Source organism: Phyllobacterium sp. CCNWLW109 (assembly GCF_037203905.1).
Classification (GTDB): Bacteria; Pseudomonadota; Alphaproteobacteria; order Rhizobiales; family Rhizobiaceae; genus Phyllobacterium; species Phyllobacterium ifriqiyense.
In genome coordinates this window covers 14,061-32,747 of record NZ_JBBCBK010000004.1, presented here as the reverse complement: position 1 = coordinate 32,747, position 18,687 = coordinate 14,061, and the positions used below count along the sequence as shown (strand labels likewise).

The 18,687-nt window shown below is 51.6% G+C and carries 18 protein-coding genes and 1 tRNA gene; 10 read left to right on the top strand and 9 right to left on the bottom strand.

Annotated features, from left to right (window positions below; genetic code table 11):
* Nucleotides 1-184: 184 nt before the first annotated feature.
* Nucleotides 185-1,075 (bottom strand): N-formylglutamate amidohydrolase, encoded by an 891-nt coding sequence (locus V9K92_RS15645; RefSeq protein ID WP_115052245.1) that lies wholly within the window; start codon nt 1,073-1,075, stop codon nt 185-187.
* A gap of 264 nt (nt 1,076-1,339) precedes the next feature.
* Between V9K92_RS15645 and cpdR the strand changes: the two genes are divergently transcribed.
* From cpdR to gnd, 5 genes are all read left to right on the top strand, one after another.
* Nucleotides 1,340-1,702, top strand: coding sequence for a cell cycle two-component system response regulator CpdR (gene cpdR, locus V9K92_RS15640; RefSeq protein ID WP_115052244.1), 363 nt, complete (start codon nt 1,340-1,342; stop codon nt 1,700-1,702).
* 100 nt (nt 1,703-1,802) lie between these two features.
* Nucleotides 1,803-1,877: transfer RNA gene (locus V9K92_RS15635), tRNA-Val, on the top strand.
* A 364-nt stretch (nt 1,878-2,241) separates the two neighbouring features.
* Entirely contained in the window at nt 2,242-3,117 is an 876-nt protein-coding gene (locus tag V9K92_RS15630; RefSeq protein WP_337354402.1) for an FkbM family methyltransferase, read from the top strand.
* Nucleotides 3,118-3,213: 96 nt separating this feature from the next.
* A complete protein-coding gene (locus tag V9K92_RS15625; protein WP_337354401.1) occupies nt 3,214-3,834 on the top strand; it encodes a DsbA family protein in 621 nt (206 codons plus the stop codon).
* A gap of 82 nt (nt 3,835-3,916) precedes the next feature.
* Entirely contained in the window at nt 3,917-4,948 is a 1,032-nt protein-coding gene (gnd, locus tag V9K92_RS15620; protein ID WP_337354400.1) for a phosphogluconate dehydrogenase (NAD(+)-dependent, decarboxylating), read from the top strand.
* A gap of 43 nt (nt 4,949-4,991) precedes the next feature.
* Here gnd and V9K92_RS15615 read toward each other — a convergent pair whose 3' ends face one another.
* A complete protein-coding gene (locus V9K92_RS15615) occupies nt 4,992-5,996 on the bottom strand; it encodes an aldo/keto reductase (RefSeq protein ID WP_337354399.1) in 1,005 nt (334 codons plus the stop codon).
* 110 nt (nt 5,997-6,106) lie between these two features.
* Between V9K92_RS15615 and V9K92_RS15610 the strand changes: the two genes are divergently transcribed.
* From V9K92_RS15610 to V9K92_RS15600, 3 genes are all read left to right on the top strand, one after another.
* On the top strand, nt 6,107-7,015 hold the full coding sequence (locus V9K92_RS15610) for a LysR family transcriptional regulator (RefSeq protein ID WP_337354398.1): 909 nt from the start codon (nt 6,107-6,109) through the stop codon (nt 7,013-7,015).
* A gap of 92 nt (nt 7,016-7,107) precedes the next feature.
* Nucleotides 7,108-8,403 (top strand): Hsp70 family protein, encoded by a 1,296-nt coding sequence (locus tag V9K92_RS15605; protein ID WP_336439618.1) that lies wholly within the window; start codon nt 7,108-7,110, stop codon nt 8,401-8,403.
* Between the two features lie 64 nt (nt 8,404-8,467).
* Entirely contained in the window at nt 8,468-8,950 is a 483-nt protein-coding gene (locus V9K92_RS15600) for a MaoC family dehydratase (RefSeq protein ID WP_115052237.1), read from the top strand.
* 5 nt (nt 8,951-8,955) lie between these two features.
* Here the strand turns inward: V9K92_RS15600 and V9K92_RS15595 are convergent, their stop codons facing one another.
* The 6 genes from V9K92_RS15595 to V9K92_RS15570 form a co-directional block, all read right to left on the bottom strand.
* Nucleotides 8,956-10,131 (bottom strand): alpha/beta hydrolase, encoded by a 1,176-nt coding sequence (locus V9K92_RS15595; protein WP_115052236.1) that lies wholly within the window; start codon nt 10,129-10,131, stop codon nt 8,956-8,958.
* Between the two features lie 263 nt (nt 10,132-10,394).
* Nucleotides 10,395-10,949: a sarcosine oxidase subunit gamma gene (locus tag V9K92_RS15590; RefSeq protein WP_307279966.1), complete on the bottom strand. Its 555-nt coding sequence runs from the start codon at nt 10,947-10,949 to the stop codon at nt 10,395-10,397.
* Nucleotides 10,942-13,920, bottom strand: a complete 2,979-nt coding sequence (locus V9K92_RS15585; RefSeq protein WP_337354397.1) for a sarcosine oxidase subunit alpha — start codon at nt 13,918-13,920, stop codon at nt 10,942-10,944. The genes V9K92_RS15590 and V9K92_RS15585 overlap by 8 nt, the downstream gene beginning before the upstream one ends.
* A gap of 3 nt (nt 13,921-13,923) precedes the next feature.
* A complete protein-coding gene (locus V9K92_RS15580) occupies nt 13,924-14,283 on the bottom strand; it encodes a sarcosine oxidase subunit delta (protein WP_115052233.1) in 360 nt (119 codons plus the stop codon).
* A gap of 21 nt (nt 14,284-14,304) precedes the next feature.
* Nucleotides 14,305-15,558, bottom strand: a complete 1,254-nt coding sequence (locus V9K92_RS15575; protein ID WP_115052232.1) for a sarcosine oxidase subunit beta family protein — start codon at nt 15,556-15,558, stop codon at nt 14,305-14,307.
* 79 nt (nt 15,559-15,637) lie between these two features.
* On the bottom strand, nt 15,638-15,928 hold the full coding sequence (locus V9K92_RS15570; RefSeq protein ID WP_337354396.1) for a hypothetical protein: 291 nt from the start codon (nt 15,926-15,928) through the stop codon (nt 15,638-15,640).
* 28 nt (nt 15,929-15,956) lie between these two features.
* Here V9K92_RS15570 and rpsU point away from each other — a divergent pair, with 28 nt between their 5' ends.
* Complete coding sequence (gene rpsU, locus V9K92_RS15565) at nt 15,957-16,208, top strand: 30S ribosomal protein S21 (protein WP_008124734.1); 252 nt, start codon at nt 15,957-15,959, stop codon at nt 16,206-16,208.
* Between the two features lie 127 nt (nt 16,209-16,335).
* Complete coding sequence (locus V9K92_RS15560; protein WP_115053206.1) at nt 16,336-17,202, top strand: tetratricopeptide repeat protein; 867 nt, start codon at nt 16,336-16,338, stop codon at nt 17,200-17,202.
* Nucleotides 17,203-17,279: 77 nt separating this feature from the next.
* Here the strand turns inward: V9K92_RS15560 and V9K92_RS15555 are convergent, their stop codons facing one another.
* The gene (locus tag V9K92_RS15555; RefSeq protein ID WP_115052231.1) at nt 17,280-18,680 is read right to left on the bottom strand and encodes an NAD(P)(+) transhydrogenase (Re/Si-specific) subunit beta; all 1,401 of its coding nucleotides are present in this window, start codon (nt 18,678-18,680) and stop codon (nt 17,280-17,282) included.
* Between the last annotated feature and the right edge of the window lie 7 nt (nt 18,681-18,687).

The following is an 18,687-nucleotide window of genomic DNA, read 5'->3' as shown; positions in this document are numbered from 1 at the left end:
TGCGCGTTTTTTAGGCATGATATAAGAATGCTAAAAAATCACTCAAATACCTTGACATTTGTGCGACGCAGCATAAACTAGAAAATGGACGGGGTGACCTGTCTATGCCCTCCTTGGGCGTTTCCTCCCTAGACTTAGGCCGCGCTCACGCGCGGTCTTTTTTATTGAGATATGGTGTGGATCCCTATTCTGCCGCCAAGGGCGTATCGAGAAAATAAAAATCCGGCAGGGAAACCAGGTCCGCAAGGAACAGTCCGATATCCCGTTGGAGCTGCTCAAATCCGGGTTTTTTTTCGTAGGTATTCTCATTCAGATAAAGGCCGCGATTAACCTCGATCTGCAATGCGTGCATATGCTTCAGGGGACGGCCATAATGTTCAGTAATGTAGCCGCCGGCATAAGGCTTGTTGTGTGCAACCACATAACCCATTTCGCGCAACAATTGTATGGCGGCGCTGGCTAATTCGGGCGCGCAACTCGTGCCAAATCGGTCGCCTATGATGAAATCCGGGCGCATTCCGCTTTCTGGAAAGCGGATACTGGCAGGCATTGAATGGCAATCGACCAGTACGCCATAGCCAAAACGGGCACATGTCGTCGCAAGCACATTTCCGAGCATTAAATGATAGGGCTTGTAGATACTATCGATGCGTCCGAGCGCTTCCGAAATATGAAATTTTTGCGCGTAGATTTCCTGCCCTTCCCCAACAAGCCGCGGAATCGTGCCGAGGCCCCCTGCCACCCTGGCAGAATGTCCATTCGCAAACGAAGGCAGTGGCTCCAAAAACATTTTGGGGTCAAGTTCATAGGGCTCGCGATTGACGTCAAGATAAGCACGCGGGAAATGCGCCAGCATTAACGGTGCGCCCAGCATTACGGCTGATGCGAAGAGCTGATCCACAAAGCAATCTTCCGAGCGGCGGATGGTATGCGCATCAAGCTGTGATTGCAGGATGAATGTCGGTGGATAGAAACGGCCGCTATGGGGTGAGTTAAAAACAAATGGAATGCGCTGATCGGATGGCTGCCGCAATTCAAATGGAGAGCTATCGGGGAAATCGCGGTTGACGGTCATCATTCACTTCAAATGTTATTGCTGAACCTGCGGGCAATGCCTGAATACTCTAGATCAAGTTTGCCTGTAATGGAATTGATCGTGCAAGCAACATTCGCTGATCTTTCTTAAGATGATCTATCCGCGCCGGACCACCTCGACATTTCGCGCGTTCAGCCTTATTTCTAGCAAATCATTCACGTGATCTTTACCAAAAAAGCGCTTTGTAGATTTTACAGAACGCTGGTCTGGGGATGATCGGCGCTAGATAATTCGGACGGACCGATGAAAAGAATACTTCTTGCAGAAGACGACAATGATATGCGGCGCTTCCTGGTGAAGGCGCTGGAGAAAGCTGGCTATCACGTCACGCATTTCGACAATGGAGCCAGCGCCTATGATCGTCTCCGTGAAGAGCCATTTTCCTTGTTGCTGACGGATATTGTCATGCCGGAAATGGACGGGATCGAATTGGCTCGCCGGGCATCTGAAATCGATCCGGACCTGAAGATTATGTTTATCACTGGTTTTGCTGCCGTGGCTTTAAATGCCGATTCGCAGGCACCAAAAGATGCCAAGGTTCTATCCAAGCCATTTCACTTGCGCGATCTCGTCAATGAAATCGAAAAAATGCTCGTCGCAGCCTGATTGCGCCGAGCTAATCCGATATTCCTGCAAGAAAGCCCGATAAGTTCCTTTAACAGCTATTGACGGACACAATTCAATATGGTGTATGCGCCCGGCAGATGGGCGTGTAGCTCAGCGGGAGAGCACTACGTTGACATCGTAGGGGTCACAGGTTCAATCCCTGTCACGCCCACCATCTGACCTTCCTCTCTATTATTGATACTTAAGGCGAATGCCGTAATGCGCGTGTTTGCCCTGCACTGCGCCTTTCCTTGTAACATCAGCAAGGAAGACTCTGAATAGTCAGCGTTTGGTCAGCTACGCTCCCTCGCATGTCCCTCGAACTACTCTTATCTATCAGTAGGAATGAAAGAATTTCCGCGATTACTTTGAGTTCTGAAATATACAAACGCCCTTGCGTTTGATTATCACAGCGTTGAATATTGCCCCCGCGCACTCCTCTCAAGAGATTAGGCGCTTTATAATCGGGTGCCAGAACAATGATGATCACGACTACCGCTGACATAGATTATGCGTTCCGTTTGATTTTGGGTCGAACAATGAACGAAGTTGAAAAATCTCACTACACTTATGTAGGTCAGCCGCTTGAAAGCATTGTTCGCATGTATCTCAACTCACTTGAGTTTCAGAGCCGCCGCTTACTTGACCCAGCATCTGATCGGCAGATCGAAAAGGTCTTTCTCAATGACGCATGGATTTATGCGGATCGAAATGATCCGGATGTCGGGATCAATGTCATCGGTGGTGCCTATGAACCAAATGTGACGAGGGTATTCGAACAATACGTCAAGCCGGGAATGCACGTCATAGATATCGGGGCGAATATTGGTTACTTCACCATGCTCTGTGCGAAACTGGTCGGAAGCCAGGGACGCGTTCTAGCGGTAGAGCCGAATGTCGAAAACGGTCGTTTGCTTGTGGCAAGTCGCGACGCGAATTCCTTCAGCCACGTTAATGTTCTTTTGAGCGCGGTCGGTGATAAAACCGATGTACTCGCCCTGAATGGATCCGGTTCCAACGGCGTCAGCGCTACGCTTCAATCGGGACAGTCACTCGAAATCAAACGCTTAATCCCTTGCGTACGGCTCGATGATGTCTTGCATGACTGGAATCGGGTTGATTTCGTCAAGATCGACATTGAGGGTGCAGAATACCGCGCCTTTACCGGCATGATAAATACATTGAGAAAATTTCGCCCCATTATTGTCAGCGAATTCAGCCCAAATCTAATCGGCTGGATATCCAGCGTCACGCCCGAGACCTATTTGAAATTCCTTATAGACCTTGGCTATCAAATTTCCATTATCACTGCAGAGGGCACATTACTTGACCGGGGACAGGATGTTCCGGCGATAATGAACGATGTGCACACAGCGGACAGCGATCACATCGATATTGTTGCGCTGCCGATCTGATAAAAGCGGACGAATCCAAGCCACCGGCTTTTACTCGTTTTTCTCAATCCGGCGCCCCAAATATGCCGTTCCTTTCGCCATGATGGCGAGCAGATAATGCTGGCCGGGGAACTGATGACCAATCCATTTTTGAATCGCCGTGATCTTCTGACTGTGGCTTTAAGCAGCGTATTTTTACCTAAGATAGCTGAGGCAAAAGAACAGCCACGGGAAGATCATCCTATTTGGTCTGTATTTGGCAACCCGAAAGGCAGCGTGACAATCGTCGAATTCTTCGAATATCAATGCCCCAATTGCAAAAAGCTTCATCCTCAACTGGAAGAACTGCTGAAAGACAATAAGTCGATACGGCTGATTATGAGAGATTGGCCCATATTCGGAGATACTTCAGTTTACGCTTCAAGAATGGCTTTGGCCGCTGGGTATAGCGGTCAACACGAACAAGCATTCGGCGCTCTCATGAAGGTGCCGGGCAGGCTCACGCTGAAACGGGTAGATGAAACCTTACGAGCAGCTGGCATCCACACTGACCGGGTCAGGGATGCCTTGGAACAAAATTTCGATACCATACAAGAGCGGTTGGGTCATAACGCTGCGCAGGCAAAATCACTAGGGCTAGCCGGCACACCCGCCTTCATCGTGGGCCGGGAGCTCTATCCGCGAGTGACTGACATTGACACGCTTCGCGCCGCCGTTGATAAATCAGGAAGCAGATAGCCTGCCGTCCGGTAACATAGCGACCTGGCCCGTAATGCCATCCTTCAAGGATATTTTTCAACCTTCCCCCGGAGATTTAGAAATGCAACTCGGTATGATTGGATTGGGCCGTATGGGTAACAATATGACCCAACGGCTGATGCAGCACGGACACGAATGCGTTGTTTATGACGCGCGCGCTGAAAGCATGGCTGCATTGGAAGCGCTGGGGGCTACGGCAAGTGCGTCTCTGCAGGATTTCGTTTCCAAACTGTCCAAACCACGGGTTGTTTGGCTTATGCTTCCCGCTGCTGTTGTCGACAAAGTTCTGGATCAACTCGTACCATTGCTGGATAAGGACGATATCCTGATCGACGGTGGCAATTCCTATTATCATGATGACATCAGGCGCAGCGGAGCCTTGCGGTCAAAAGGTCTCCACTATGTTGATGTGGGAACCAGCGGCGGCATATTCGGCCTGGAGCGCGGCTATTGTCTCATGATCGGCGGCGAAAAACCCACCGTTGAGCATCTCTCTCCCATTTTTGCCGCTCTCGCACCTGGCAAAGGTGACTTGCCGATCACTGAAAGCCGCCCGAAAGACATTGCCAGTACAGCAGATCAGGGGTTTCTGCATTGTGGACCACACGGTGCCGGACACTTCGTCAAAATGGTCCATAATGGCATCGAGTATGGATTGATGGCCGCTTACGCCGAAGGTCTGAATATTCTGCGAAATGCGGACATCGGCATGCGTGAGCATGTAGTTGACGCGGAAACCACGCCATTGCAAAATCCAGAACATTATCAATACAAGCTTGATTTGCCAGAGATCGCCGAAGTGTGGCGTCGTGGCAGTGTTATCAGTTCATGGTTGCTCGATTTGACTGCTGATGCCCTTTATGGTGATCCCGGCCTGGAGAGCTATGAAGGCCATGTTTCCGATTCCGGTGAAGGACGCTGGACCGTCATCGCTGCCATAGATGAAGCTGTGCCAACGCCCGTCCTCAGCGCTGCTTTGCAGGAACGGTTCTCATCGCGCGGCAATGCTGACTTTGCCAACAAGATTCTCTCCGCCATGCGCAGCGAGTTCGGCGGGCATAAAGAAAAGCCCGCGAACAAAACCGCAGGCTAATCTGTGTCTATTTAGATAGGGCTGACAGACCGGCCCTATCTATCTAACCATGTGCGCTGACTTCACTATCGAGATGCGCCATCTGTGCAGCGGCATAACGGGCGCCCGCTGCCGAGCCTTTTGGCACAGCTTTTTCGATCGCTTCCAAGTCCTCACCGGTGAGTGCAACGTCAAGGGAACCCAAGGATTCAGTCAATCTGTCACGACGCCTAGCGCCCACAATCGGAATGATATCCTTACCCTGCGCAGCAACCCATGCGATGGCGATCTGTGCGACAGAAGCGCCCTTCTTGTCAGCAATCGCTTTGAGCGCCTCGACAAGCGCCAAATTCTTGTCGACATTTTCGCCCTGGAACCGGGGACTATACGCACGGAAATCGGTAGGTGCCGCTGCATCCTTCTGCCAATGCCCACTGATCAGTCCGCGCGAAAGCACGCCATAGGCAGTGATACTGATGCCAAGCTCGCGGCAAGTTTGCAAAATGCCGTCCTCAATGCCGCGTGAGATCAACGAGTACTCAATCTGGAGATCAACAATCGGGTGAACGGCAGCCGCACGCCGTATCGTTGCCGAACCAACCTCGGACAGGCCAATATGTTTGACATAACCTGCCTTTACCATATCGGCGATTGCACCGATTGTGTCTTCAATTGGCACATCAGGATCAAGCCGGGCTGGCCGGTAAACATCGATATAATCAACATTCAGCCGTTGAAGCGTATAGGCGAGCGAAGACTTGACCGCCGCGGGTCTTCCATCAAATCCGATCCATCCGGCACTCGGATCGCGAAGCGCTCCGAATTTAACGCTTATCAGCGCATCTTCACGCTTTCTGCCCTTCAATGCCTCAGCTATCAGCATTTCATTGTGGCCCATACCGTAAAAATCGCCCGTATCCAGCAAGTTGATACCGGCATCCAAAGCGGCATGAACTGTAGCAATGCTCTCGGCACGATCGGAGGGTCCGTACATGCCTGACATGCCCATGCAACCGAGTCCAATTTCAGAAACCTTCGGGCCAGTTGCACCAAGTTGATGATATTGCATTCTAAAACTCCGTATTTTCCTGTTTACGAGCTGTCGAATGCAACTATAAAAGATTTCAATTTGTGCGATAATCCGCTTTATCATGCACGGGTTGTTCGGAAAAGCGTACAATGAATGAACCAGACCTTTCTGATTTGAGCGCGTTGGTCGCGATCACGGAAACCCGCAGCTTTCGGGCTGCAGCAAAAGTTCGCGGCGTTTCCGCATCATCACTCAGCGATGCAATACGCCGCCTTGAAGAGCGGCTTAATGTCCGCCTTTTGAACAGGACCACACGAAGCGTCACACCAACGGACGCCTGTACGCAATTGCTGGAGCGTTTAAAGCCCGCAATGGGCGAGATCGCTGGCGCGCTGGATGCCTTAAACAGCTTCCGCGACAGCCCCACTGGAACACTCAAGTTAAATGTGCCGATTATCGTCGCCCGTAGTATCCTGCCACCTATCGTCAACAGGTTCCTTCTTAGTCATCCAGGGATCAGTCTCGACATCCTCGCAAGCGATACATTCATTGATATCCTCGCCGCGGGCTTTGATGCCGGTATTCGCTATGATGAGAGTATTGAACGCGACATGATCGCAATTCCAATCGGGCCGCGCACGCAGCGGTTTGTTCTGGCCGCAGCACCTGATTACCTTGACACTCACGGCACGCCAGAGCACCCGCGCGATCTCATCAACCATGCCTGCATTCGCCATCGCTTTGCGAGCGGCGTCTCCTTTGCATGGGAGTTTGAAAAGAATGGGAAAACTGTGAAAGTTACTCCCAAGGGTCCTTTGCTCGCATCTTCTATCGAAGTTGAGCTCGGAGCGGCGATTGCTGGCCTTGGCTTGATATACACTTTCGAAGAAACGATTACGCCTGCATTCCAAAGCGGTGAACTTGTGCCTGTAATGCAATCCTGGTGGCTCAGTTTTACCGGCCCTCGGCTCTATTATCCCAGCCGCAATCATATGCCTGCGCCGTTACGCGCTCTCGTTGATTTCATAAAGAGCGATCACAAGCTGTCCCTTGCATAGCGCGCAATGGTGTGCGATGACGCGCCTCCCAAATCGAAAGCGCATTGAGCGCGCAAAAAATAGCAAAATATAACAGCACAAGGAGCGCGGCCATGGCTCAGGCGCTGGGTTTTGACTTTGGCACAACCAATTCCGTCATGGCATTGGCAGATGGAGCCACCACACGGTCAATGACATTCACTAGTCGGGCTGGCGAAGCCGATAGCATGCGGACGGCACTGTCTTTCATGAAGGATCCCCTGGCGGGTGCTGCCTCTTTGAAGGTTGAGGCCGGGCACGCGGCGATACGGCAATTCATTGATCATCCCGGCGAATGCCGTTTTCTCCAATCCATAAAGACATTTGCGGCAAGTGCCCTCTTTCAAGGCACATTGATCTTTGCGAAACGGCAAACTTTTGAAGACCTCATGGAGGTTTTCATAAAGCGGTTGCGGGTATATGCGGACGATAATTGGCCGTCCGAGGTCAGCCGGATCGTAACCGGTCGCCCCGTCCATTTCGCGGGAGCCAATCCCAAACCGGAACTGGCAATGCAGCGCTATAGCGAGGCGCTCACGCGTTTTGGTTTTCCTGAAATGCACTTCGTTTATGAGCCCGTCGCTGCTGCCTTTTATTTCGCTCAACATTTAAAATCAGATGCGACAGTCTTGGTAGCTGACTTCGGTGGCGGCACGACTGACTATTCGATCATTCGGTTTGAAAGCTTCGCAGGCAAATTGAAGGCGACACCAGTCGGTCATTCTGGCGTCGGCGTTGCGGGCGACCATTTCGACTATCGCATGATAGACCAGATCGTTGCGCCACAGATTGGCAAGGGAACATATTTCAAGAGTTTTGACAAAAGGCTGGAAGTTCCTTCGTCTTGGTATGCAAATTTTGGACGCTGGAACCAGCTTTCTATCTTCAAAACCTCACGTGAATTCGTCGAGTTAAAGAAGCTTGTCCGCAGTAGTTTTGATCCGGAAAAACTTGAGACTTTTGTTGATCTCGTCGAACATGACGAAGGATACCCGCTCTATCAGGCAGTGTCCGCAACGAAGATGGCACTATCATCGGCGGAAGAAGCCGAGTTCAATTTTGCCCCTCTCGGGTCCGGCGGCAAAAAGACGATCAAACGTTCAGATTTTGAAAGCTGGATAACAGAAGATCTGGATAGGATTGAAGGCGCGCTGGATGAAGTCCTGACAAAAACAAACACGTCGCCGGCCTCAATCGATAAAGTGTTCTTGACGGGAGGAACATCCTTTGTCCCTGCTGTTCGAAGCATTTTCACCAAACGCTTTGACGAGGGCCGGATCGAGAGCGGGGGTGAACTCCTCTCTATTGCGCACGGACTGGCACTGATCGGTGAACGCGACGATATTGCTCAATGGACAGTTCAGGGATGACAATCGGGGCGGAACCGACTATCGAAACAAACCACATTCTGCATATGTTTGGAAAGTCGATATTATGAAAGAAGCGATAACGCTCAAACAATTGAAAGCAGCGGTCGGGACTGAAATCGGTTGCTCCGAATGGCGTACCGTCACGCAGGAAATGATCAATCTTTTTGCCGACGCTACCGACGATCATCAATTCATTCACGTCGACCCGGAGCGTGCTGCAAAAGAAACTCCGTTTGGCGGCACAATCGCCCATGGCTTCCTGACGATTTCATTGCTTTCCACCCTGGCCTATGAAGCACTACCGATGATTGAAGGTGCCACAATGGGTATCAATTACGGTTTTGACAAAGTGCGCTTCATGTCTCCAGTCAATACTGGCAGGCGTGTGCGTGCACGCTTCAAGCTTGTGGATGCTGATATCCGCCCCTCAGGCCGTGTCCTCAACAATTACGAAGTCACTTTGGACGTCGAAAACCTTATCAAGCCTGCATTAGTGGCAAATTGGCTGACAATTGCAGTGCTCGAGCATCCACCAGAAATGGATTGAGGTTTTCAGCCTATCCTACCCTTCTCATCAAGTGGCGCCGCTTCTCCGTCATACTTGGTCATCAATTCGGCAAACATAAAGGGCCCCTGCACAAACATGCCCATGTCGTAGGTGTTGCGTATCTGTGCTCCTTTGAGAAACAACAGGTGCATCTTGAAGAAATTCTTCTTTGCCCGCGCATACCGCGCTGGCTTGTGAACATTCTTGAATCTTATTCGACGAATAATGGGCGCTACCTTCGGTTCAATCCCCAGCGCCCCTGCCGGATCTGACTTATAAAAATGTATGATGTCGGAAATGGCCTGGAACTCCACCCAAAGTACTGGCGTTTCCTGCATGACAATCCGGATATCTTCCTTCAAGCTTATTGCTCGGGGGTGCAATGCGATCATCAGGAGACACGAGCCCGCTGCAACCAGCGATACCGGTCTGTTTTTCAATAGCTCCGGTTGCGCGCGCCAGACATCAGCGATTGCTTCTACGGCTGGCACAGTTCCCAGGCTATGGGAAATTATAATGACCTCATCCGCGTCACTTGCCTCCAGCTTCCTGATCAGGTGATCGGCGAAACCGCGACGACGCAGGAGCAACTCACTGTTGCGACCATGAATTCGATCAGACGCCGCAGCCCAATCATCAAGCAGATAGGAAAAGAATATTTTATCTCCCGGCCAACGAATAAGGATACGGCAAGCTACAAGCGCGAGGGGAACACTCCATACCAAATGCCAAGGATTGAAGTCTGCCCAGATGGGCGACAAACCGACGCCAAGCAGTACCATCGTTATTATGCAGGCAAGAGCAAAGGGCCACATGAAGAAGAGGCAAAATCGCCAGCTGGTGCGCAGGTATCGATAGAAGGTGCCCGATAAAAGAATATCAAGAAAGGCCATCAGGCCTGTCGCAAAACGGGTGATGACGCCTCGTGCAGAATAGATATCGAAAATATCGGCAGTGCCATACTGGCAGAATTCGGTTTCGGTGCTCCAATTCGCTCCCGTAGTCTCAATGGGCATGGCAGCAACACCAGACCCCTCGCCCACCATTGGCCCGGCAATCGTTTTTGTGTTCCATAACCTATTGAAGTCACCTGAACTATTCAGATAACGCCCACGAACTGCATCAGGATGCAAACCTTCATAACCAGTGAAATTGATAACCAGACGTTTCTTGACCGCCATATGCTTCTCTATGCAAGCTGACCACCGAATCGGTGGTCATCCGCATCCCATCATAAAAAACGACGGCGTAATTGTGTTTGTCGACGCAGCCAGCGCCTGTTTACATCATATCCGGAAAATTGCACATCATTGCAAATGTCGCGAGCGCAGTCCTTGTTTTGTATGCGCTCAGATTGCCGGCACCCTGCTTAGTGCACGGGCTCTACCATTATCCATCTGAAAACCGAATTTTACTGTCGGCCCGAAAGGAACCTATCTCTTAGTTACACGGCAACGTCTCGAGCAGATTCCTGAAGAAACGCATAGGCATAGTTTGAGAATGACCGCCAGCATTCCACGCGGAACTCATTTTCAGCCAAGCGCCAAAGGACAATCTCGATCTTGCCGAGGACTGTCCTCGAAGCAGCTCCTACCGGAAATACTGCCAGTGAAAGATCTTGCGGACACCCACCGTTGACCACAGCATCGGCCCCCTTGCCGGAAACCAAAATTCCTATATTGCGATGCGAAATATCTACCGCAGAATGTAGAACTTTAGCTTTGGCAATATCTGCGACGACACTGCTATCTGCGGTATCAATGATGAGCCATTCATCAGGACCCAACCATAGTGCTGATCTCGTGCCCTCGGATGTGGACGTCTTGGGCTTCGTTGGCAATGACAGGCCAAGAGCCTTCGAAATCGCAGGAATTGCATCTTCCCGGGCACGTAGCGATAAGCGAGTGGCATTTTCAGCCAGCGTTACCGAAACGGATAAAGCGCTGGAATGACCGGCCTGCAACGGATGCAGTCGTGTTGCGCCGATAACCTCAACCATTGAGCCGTTCTCCTTTTTCATCGAAGAAGACCATTCCGGTTACTTCAACCTCGATCACACCATTTGGCATTGGCACGTAAAGTCTCTCGCCTAATCGCTTTGTTCCGTCGATCACCAGCGCCAGTGCAATGGAACGACCGCAATTTTCTGACCAGTAGGAAGATGTAACATGGCCGATCATTGTCATCGGAACAGGCTGGTTAGGATTGGCCACGATTTGCGCACCCTCCTCCAACACAATCTTCGGATCGACTGTCTTCAATCCGACAAGCTGTTTGCGCCCATCAGAAACAAGATCACGGCGCAGAAGACCACGAATACCAACATAGTCCGTTTTATTCTTGCCGATGGCCCAAGTCAGACCGGCATCCTGCGGGGTAACAGTTCCGTCAGTATCCTGGCCGACAATGATGTAACCCTTTTCCGCACGCAGGACGTGCATTGTTTCAGTACCGTAAGGCGTAAGGCCAAACGGCTTACCCTGTTCATAGACCGCTTCCCAAACGGCTTTGCCGTAGTCTGCTGGTACGTTGATTTCGTAACCAGCTTCACCGGTAAACGACATGCGGAACAAGCGGGTGGGAACACCACAAATTTTACCCTCCCGCACACTCATATGCGGCATGGCTTCGTTCGAGAGATCAATTCCTTCCACGAGCGGCGAAATGATTTCACGGGCCTTCGGACCTTGCACGGCGATTACAGCCCATTGCTCTGTTGTCGAGGTCAACCATACGTTCAGATGTGGGAATTCAGTCTGAAGGTAATCCTCCATATGGTGCATCACGCGTGGAGCACCACCCGTTGTCGTTGTCACATGGAACCGGTCTTCTGCGAGACGACCGACAACACCGTCATCGTAGATAAAACCATCTTCCCGCAGCATGATGCCATAACGGCAGCGGCCCACTCCGAGCTTTTCCCAAGGATTTGTATATAGGAGTTCGAGAAATTTGGCCGAGTCAGGCCCAACAACTTCGATCTTGCCCAATGTTGAAGCATCAAAAATGCCCGCTTGATTGCGTACAGCAACACATTCCCGATTGACTGCCGCGTGCATGTCCTCGCCAGCTTGAGGATAATACCATGCACGTTTCCACTGTCCCACATCCTCAAACGGAGCGCCTTGAGCCTCGTGCCAGGCATGCATGGGTGTGCGGCGCGTGGGATCAAACAAATCATGGCGGGCATGATTGACGATCGCGCCAAAAGTGACAGGCGTGAATGGCGCCCGGAACGTTGTGAGACCCACCGATGGAATCGGCTTGTCCAAAGCTTCCGCAGCAATAGCCAGACCATGCAGATTGGATGTCTTGCCTTGGTCCGTCGCCATACCATTGGTAGTAAAACGCTTGATATGCTCTATGGAGTGCATGCCTTCGCGAACCGCCAGCCTGACGTCTTTGGCGGTCACGTCATTCTGGAAATCCACAAAAGCTTTAACGGTCGTATCGGCCCCTGCTCCCGGAGCAGATCCGATCATCCCGGCGATCCAATTGGTGCCACCAGTTGCAACTATTGTACCAGCTTGCCCGCCGCCAGCCGCAATGGCCTCATCGAGGGCAAACTGCAAATTGTCGATACCGTTGCATGCACCGACGGACACGCAATTTTGCGCGTAAGTTCCCGGCAGGAAGCGCTCATTGTCGGCGTCCCAAGCCACCTTGCCACGCGACTGCGAAAAGAGGTGAACCGAAGGCGTCCAGCCCGCCGACATGATCAACGCGTCAACTGTGATCTTTCGCTCGATTCCACCCTCGTTTGGCTTGATGGATATGGAGGAAATGCGACGCTTGCCGCCAGCGCTGTAGACAGCATGGCCGGTCAGCACCTCTATGCCGAGTGAGCGCGCCTCATCAATAATGGCGGATGATGGGTTATTGCGTGTATCCACAATGACCGGCACGTCAATGCCGGCACGTTTTAAGTCGATCGCTGCTGCGTAGGCCGAGTCGTTGGCGGTATAGACTCCCACCTTTCGGCCAACTGCAACGCCATACTGGTTGAGAAACAGGCGGGCGGCAGATGCGAGCATAATGCCCGGGCGGTCATTATTGGCAAAAACCATATGTCGTTCAATGGCACCTGTTGCCAGAACCACCTTGCTTGCTCGAACCTGCCAGAGACGCTCACGGGGCATTTCAGCAGCAGGGCGGCTTAAATGGTCGCTAAGTCGTTCAACCAGCCCAACAAAGTTTTGCGCATAGTAACCGAACGCCGTTGTGCGGGTAAGGACCCGAACATTTTTCATTTCGCGCAGTTTGGCATAGGCTGCAACAGCCCATTCGTAACCACTGATGCCATCAATCTGAACGTCATTTTCATAGCGCAATGCGCCACCAACCTCGGGCTGCTCGTCGCAAAGAATAACTTGCAAGCCAGTGGACGCCGCACTTAAAGCTGCCGCAAGGCCTGCGGCTCCAGCGCCAATTACCAGTACGTCACAATGCGCAAAGCGATTGGAGTAACGATCCGTATCGGGCTCGCCCGGTACGACACCGAGTCCAGCGGCTGCGCGGATTTTCGGTTCATATATCGTTTTCCACGCGAATTTCGGCCACATGAAAGTTTTGTAGTAAAAACCAGCTGGCAGCATTGGCGAAAAAACATCATTGATCGCGCCAATGTCGAATGTCAGCGACGGCCAGCGGTTTTGCGATTTTGCCTTCAGGCCATCGTAGATTTCTTGGACTGTCGCACGAACGTTTGGCTGTTTGCGTGACTTGTCCCGCTCGATATCAACAAGAGCATTCGGCTCTTCGCTGCCTGCGGAAAGAATGCCACGTGGCCGGTGATATTTGAACGAACGACCAACCAGGTGGATGCCGTTAGCAAGCAGAGCCGAGGCGAGTGTGTCACCTTCCAGTCCTGTCAAATTTTGACCGTCAAAGGTAAATCGCACTGTTTTTGCAGGAACGAGGCGGCCAATGCCTGCAATGCGATTGCTGCCGGAATGAGTGGATTGAGCCATAAATCAAAGCTCCGCTTTCTTTGTGCGGGGCGCACGTTTTTTTACCGATGCCACTTCTTGTGAAGCATTTGCGGACAGAAGTGCGTCCAATTCAGGCTTTGGCTCACCAGCCTTGTAAACGGTCAGGAATTTGTCCGACACTGAATCGCGAACAGCATTGAAGAATCGTCCGCAGCCATGAATGTGGCGCCAGCGTTCAAATTGCAAACCTTTGGGGTTCTGCCTGAAATAGAGATAAGACGCGAAATCCTCGTCGGACTGTTCAATGATCGAAGAATTGCGCACAAGATGCGCTTCGCCTGCATTGCGGAACTCCAGTTCCGGACGCTCTTCTTCGCAATAGGGGCATTTGATGAGAAGCATAATATCTATCTCTCTTGAAAATCAGTGTGCAACAGCCGCAGCAGCGGCTTCATCGATCAAACGCCCGGTCGTGAATCGCTCAAGCGTGAACGGCGCATTGATCCTGTGCGGCTCGTCGCGCGCAATCGTATGGGCGAAAACATTGCCCGAACCGGGAGTGGCTTTAAAACCGCCTGTTCCCCAACCACAATTAACGTAAAGCCCTGGCACAGGTGTCTTTGCCAGAATTGGAGAACGATCGGGTGTCACATCAACAATACCACCCCAGGACCGCAGCATTTTCAGGCGCGTGAGAACCGGGAACATTTCGCAGATCGCATCGAGCGTATGGTTGATAATGTGCAGTCCGCCTGTCTGCGAATAGGATGTGTACTGATCTGTACCAGCGCCAATGACCATCTCGCCCTTATCCGACTGCGAGATATAGGCATGGACCGTATTCGACATGATCACGCAGGGAATAAGCGGCTTGACCGGCTCTGAAACCAGGGCCTGCAGCGGATAGCTCTCGAGCGGCATACGAACACCCGCCATGTTCATCAAAACAGAGGTGTGACCGGCGGCGACAACACCAACTTTCTTGGCATTGATTGGGCCACGATTGGTGTCTACGCCAAGCACAGCGCCATTTGGAGCGCGACGAATACCCGTAACCTCGCAATTTTGGATGATGTGAACACCTCGGTCAGCGGCAGCGCGGGCATAGCCCCACGCAACCGCATCATGCCGCGCCGTACCACCACGCCGCTGCAAGGCAGCGCCGATGATGGGATAACGCGCATCCGATGAAAGGTTGATCGGTGGGCAAAACTCCTTGACCTGCTCCGGTGTCAGCCACTCATTATCGATGCCGTTCAGCCGGTTTGCATGAATGTGCCGTTTGAAGACCTGAACATCATGAATATTGTGCGCAAGCATCATTACGCCCCGCGCCGAATACATCACATTGTAATTCAAATCCTGACTCAGCCCCTCCCAGAGCTTCACCGCATGTTCGTAAATACCTGCCGATTCGTCATATAGATAATTCGAGCGGATAATCGTCGTATTGCGGCCGGTATTGCCACCGCCCAGCCAACCCTTTTCCAAAACGGCCACGTTGGTGATGCCATGTTCTTTTGCCAGGTAGTACGCAGTTGCCAGTCCGTGACCGCCTGCTCCGACGATAATAACGTCATATTCTGACTTGGGTTCAGGCGAAGACCATTGCTGATCCCAGCCCTTATGGGCACGCAACGCCTCCCTCGCCAAAGCAAATACCGAATATTTCCGCATCATCCATTCCTAGCAATTGGGCCTTGGCAAAATAGCCACTGCAAAGCGATTATTAATGAGTGGCGCCGCTTGATCCTGTTCAAATATCGACATCGACTTTAAAAGCCGGAACCATGCTTTTATGCATCAGTATCGCATCCAGCCAAAGCTCTTTTGCCATTTTGCGACGGAGATTGGCGCTTCGCGTTAGATAATCCCAAATTACATAATTGCTGGCGCTTTGAGACAAATACTCACCGGTGTTTACAACTCTGTCATGGACATCGATAAAAGTTTCTGCTAATGGCCACCCCAGTTTGCGATAGATGACTGTCGCGAAGTTTGGTTTTTGTTCCCTGCTCAATGGACAGGCGTCAAAAATCAGGCTCAACGAAATTCTAAGAGATACAGGAAAAACCGTGCAGGTACTCGTACGCGAAAATAATGTTGATCAGGCCCTCCGCGTCCTCAAGAAGAAGATGCAGCGCGAAGGCATGTTCCGCGAAATGAAGATGCATGATCATTACGAAAAGCCGTCGATCAAGCGTGCTCGCCAGAAGGCAGAAGCAATCAGCCGTGCTCGCAAGCTGGCTCGTAAGCAGGCTCAGCGTGAAGGCCTCTTGCCGATGCCTGTTAAGAAAGTTCCGGCCCGCGCTTCCGCGGCTCGTTAATAGACAACTATCGACGCCTTGACGCGACAAGGGGTGGAGTGGCTTGTGTCACACCGCCCTTTTTTCGTTTGTCGGAATAGGAACATTTTCGCTTGCAAAGGCTTTGGTTGAACAGGACAATTGGAATATGACACATTCAATGGAAATGGCTTCATACCGCAAACCTGAATCGATCAAGGGATCGACAAGAATCGCTGGCCTCTTATTGGCATCCGTAATGGCTTTAGCGCTTGCAGGCTGCAACACCACTGCGACAGATATGACCGGGATCGACAAAGCTCAAGGTTCTGCCGAAAACATCAGTTCGCTTAATGATGTCATCCGCAATAATCCAAAAGATCCCGAAGCCTATAATGTGCGCGGATCGGCCTTTGGGCGCGCAGGCCGTAGCAATGATGCCATCAAAGATTTCAACACAGCCCTTCAGTTGAACCCAAACTTCTATCAAGCCTATGCAAACCGGGCGCTGGTCTATCGCAATATGGGCAACACAGCCCAAGCTGCAGCGGATTACAGCAGAGCCATCCAGATCAACCCGCAATATGATACGGCATATATTGGCCGCGGTAATCTATACCGGCAGGCGGGCAAACTCGATCAGGCTCTGAATGATTTCCAGCAAGCTATTCAGCTCAACACAACTGACGCTCGCGCCTATCACAATCGCGGACTGATTTATCAGGCTCGCAACCAGCACAAACAGGCTATCGAAGACTTTTCGACAGCGATCTCGCTACAGCCTGATGCCGCAGAACCTTATAATGGTCGTGGCATCTCCTATGTCGCACTCGGCGATGACGACAATGCCTTTGACGATTTCAATACGGCCATCAAGCTCGATGGTGACATCGCAGAAGGTTGGGCAAATCAGGCTCTCATCTATGAGCATCGCGGCGAGAAGGCTCGTGCAGCCAAATCCTATGCAAAGGCCGTACAACTTGATCCGAATTACAAGCCGGCCAAAGACGGGCTTGCCCGTACACGCGGCGCTTGATGCGGTAGAAAAGATCACAAAACCAATAAAAAACCCGCCGAGATAGCGGGTTTTTTATTATTTAATTGCGCTTCAGATTAGTGGTCGAGCGCTTTCACAATGTTTTCGACCATCTTCTTCGCATCGGCAAACAGCATCATCGTATTGTCGCGGAAGAAAAGTTCATTCTCCACCCCGGCGTAACCGGAACCCATGCCCCGCTTGATAAAGAGAACTGTTCCAGCCTTGTCCACGTCAAGGATTGGCATACCAAAGATTGGTGACTTTGGATCAGTCTTTGCTGCAGGATTGGTCACGTCATTCGCACCGATAACAAAGGCGACATCAGCTTGAGCGAACTCGGAATTGATATCCTCAAGTTCGAACACCTCATCGTAAGGCACATTTGCTTCGGCCAATAGAACGTTCATGTGACCTGGCATACGGCCTGCAACTGGGTGAATGGCGTATTTGACCTCGACGCCCTCGGCCTTGAGCTTGTCCGCCATTTCACGCAAAGCATGCTGCGCCTGCGCCACGGCCATGCCATAGCCCGGCACGATAATGACCTTGGAAGCATTTTTCATGATAAAGGCGGCATCGTCGGCAGAGCCTTGCTTGACAGGACGCTGCTCAACTTCGCCAGTAGCAGCACCGCCAGTCTCACCGCCAAAGCCACCAAGAATGACCGAGATGAATGACCGGTTCATGCCCTTACACATGATGTAAGACAGGATCGCACCGGATGAGCCAACCAGCGCACCGGTGATGATCAATGCCAGATTGCCCAGCGTAAAGCCGATACCTGCTGCTGCCCATCCTGAATAGGAGTTCAACATTGATACCACAACCGGCATATCAGCGCCGCCGATTGGCACAATGATCAATCCACCCAAAATGAGCGACAAAATCACGATAAGCCAGAAGACCACATGGCTTTCCGTCAAGACCAAGGCGATGACAAGAACAACAATTGCGATCAACAGGCTGGCATTGATGAAATGGCGGCCCGGCAACATGATCGGCTTACCCGACATGCGGCCATCCAATTTAAGAAACGCTATGATCGAACCCGTGAAGGTGATCGCGCCAATAGCAACACCAATGGACATTTCGACAAGCGCCTGCGCGTGTATCGATCCGATTTCACCAATCCCGAATGATTCAGGAGAGTAGACTGCCGCTGCTGCCACCATCACGGCGGCAAAACCAACGAGAGAGTGGAACGCTGCAACAAGCTGCGGCATGGCCGTCATGGCAATACGCTTGGCGATATAGGCGCCAACACCGCCGCCAATGGCAAGACCAAGAACGATCAAGCCAAGACCGCCAAAACTAGGCTCGGCCAGTGTCAGCGTCGTGATGATCGATATGCCCATACCGATCATGCCGTAGAAATTACCCTGTCGGCTTGTGGTTGGATGTGACAGGCCGCGCAGCGCCAAAATGAACAGGACGCCGGAGACGAGATAAAGAAAAGCTGCGAAATTAACGCTCATTGCTCAA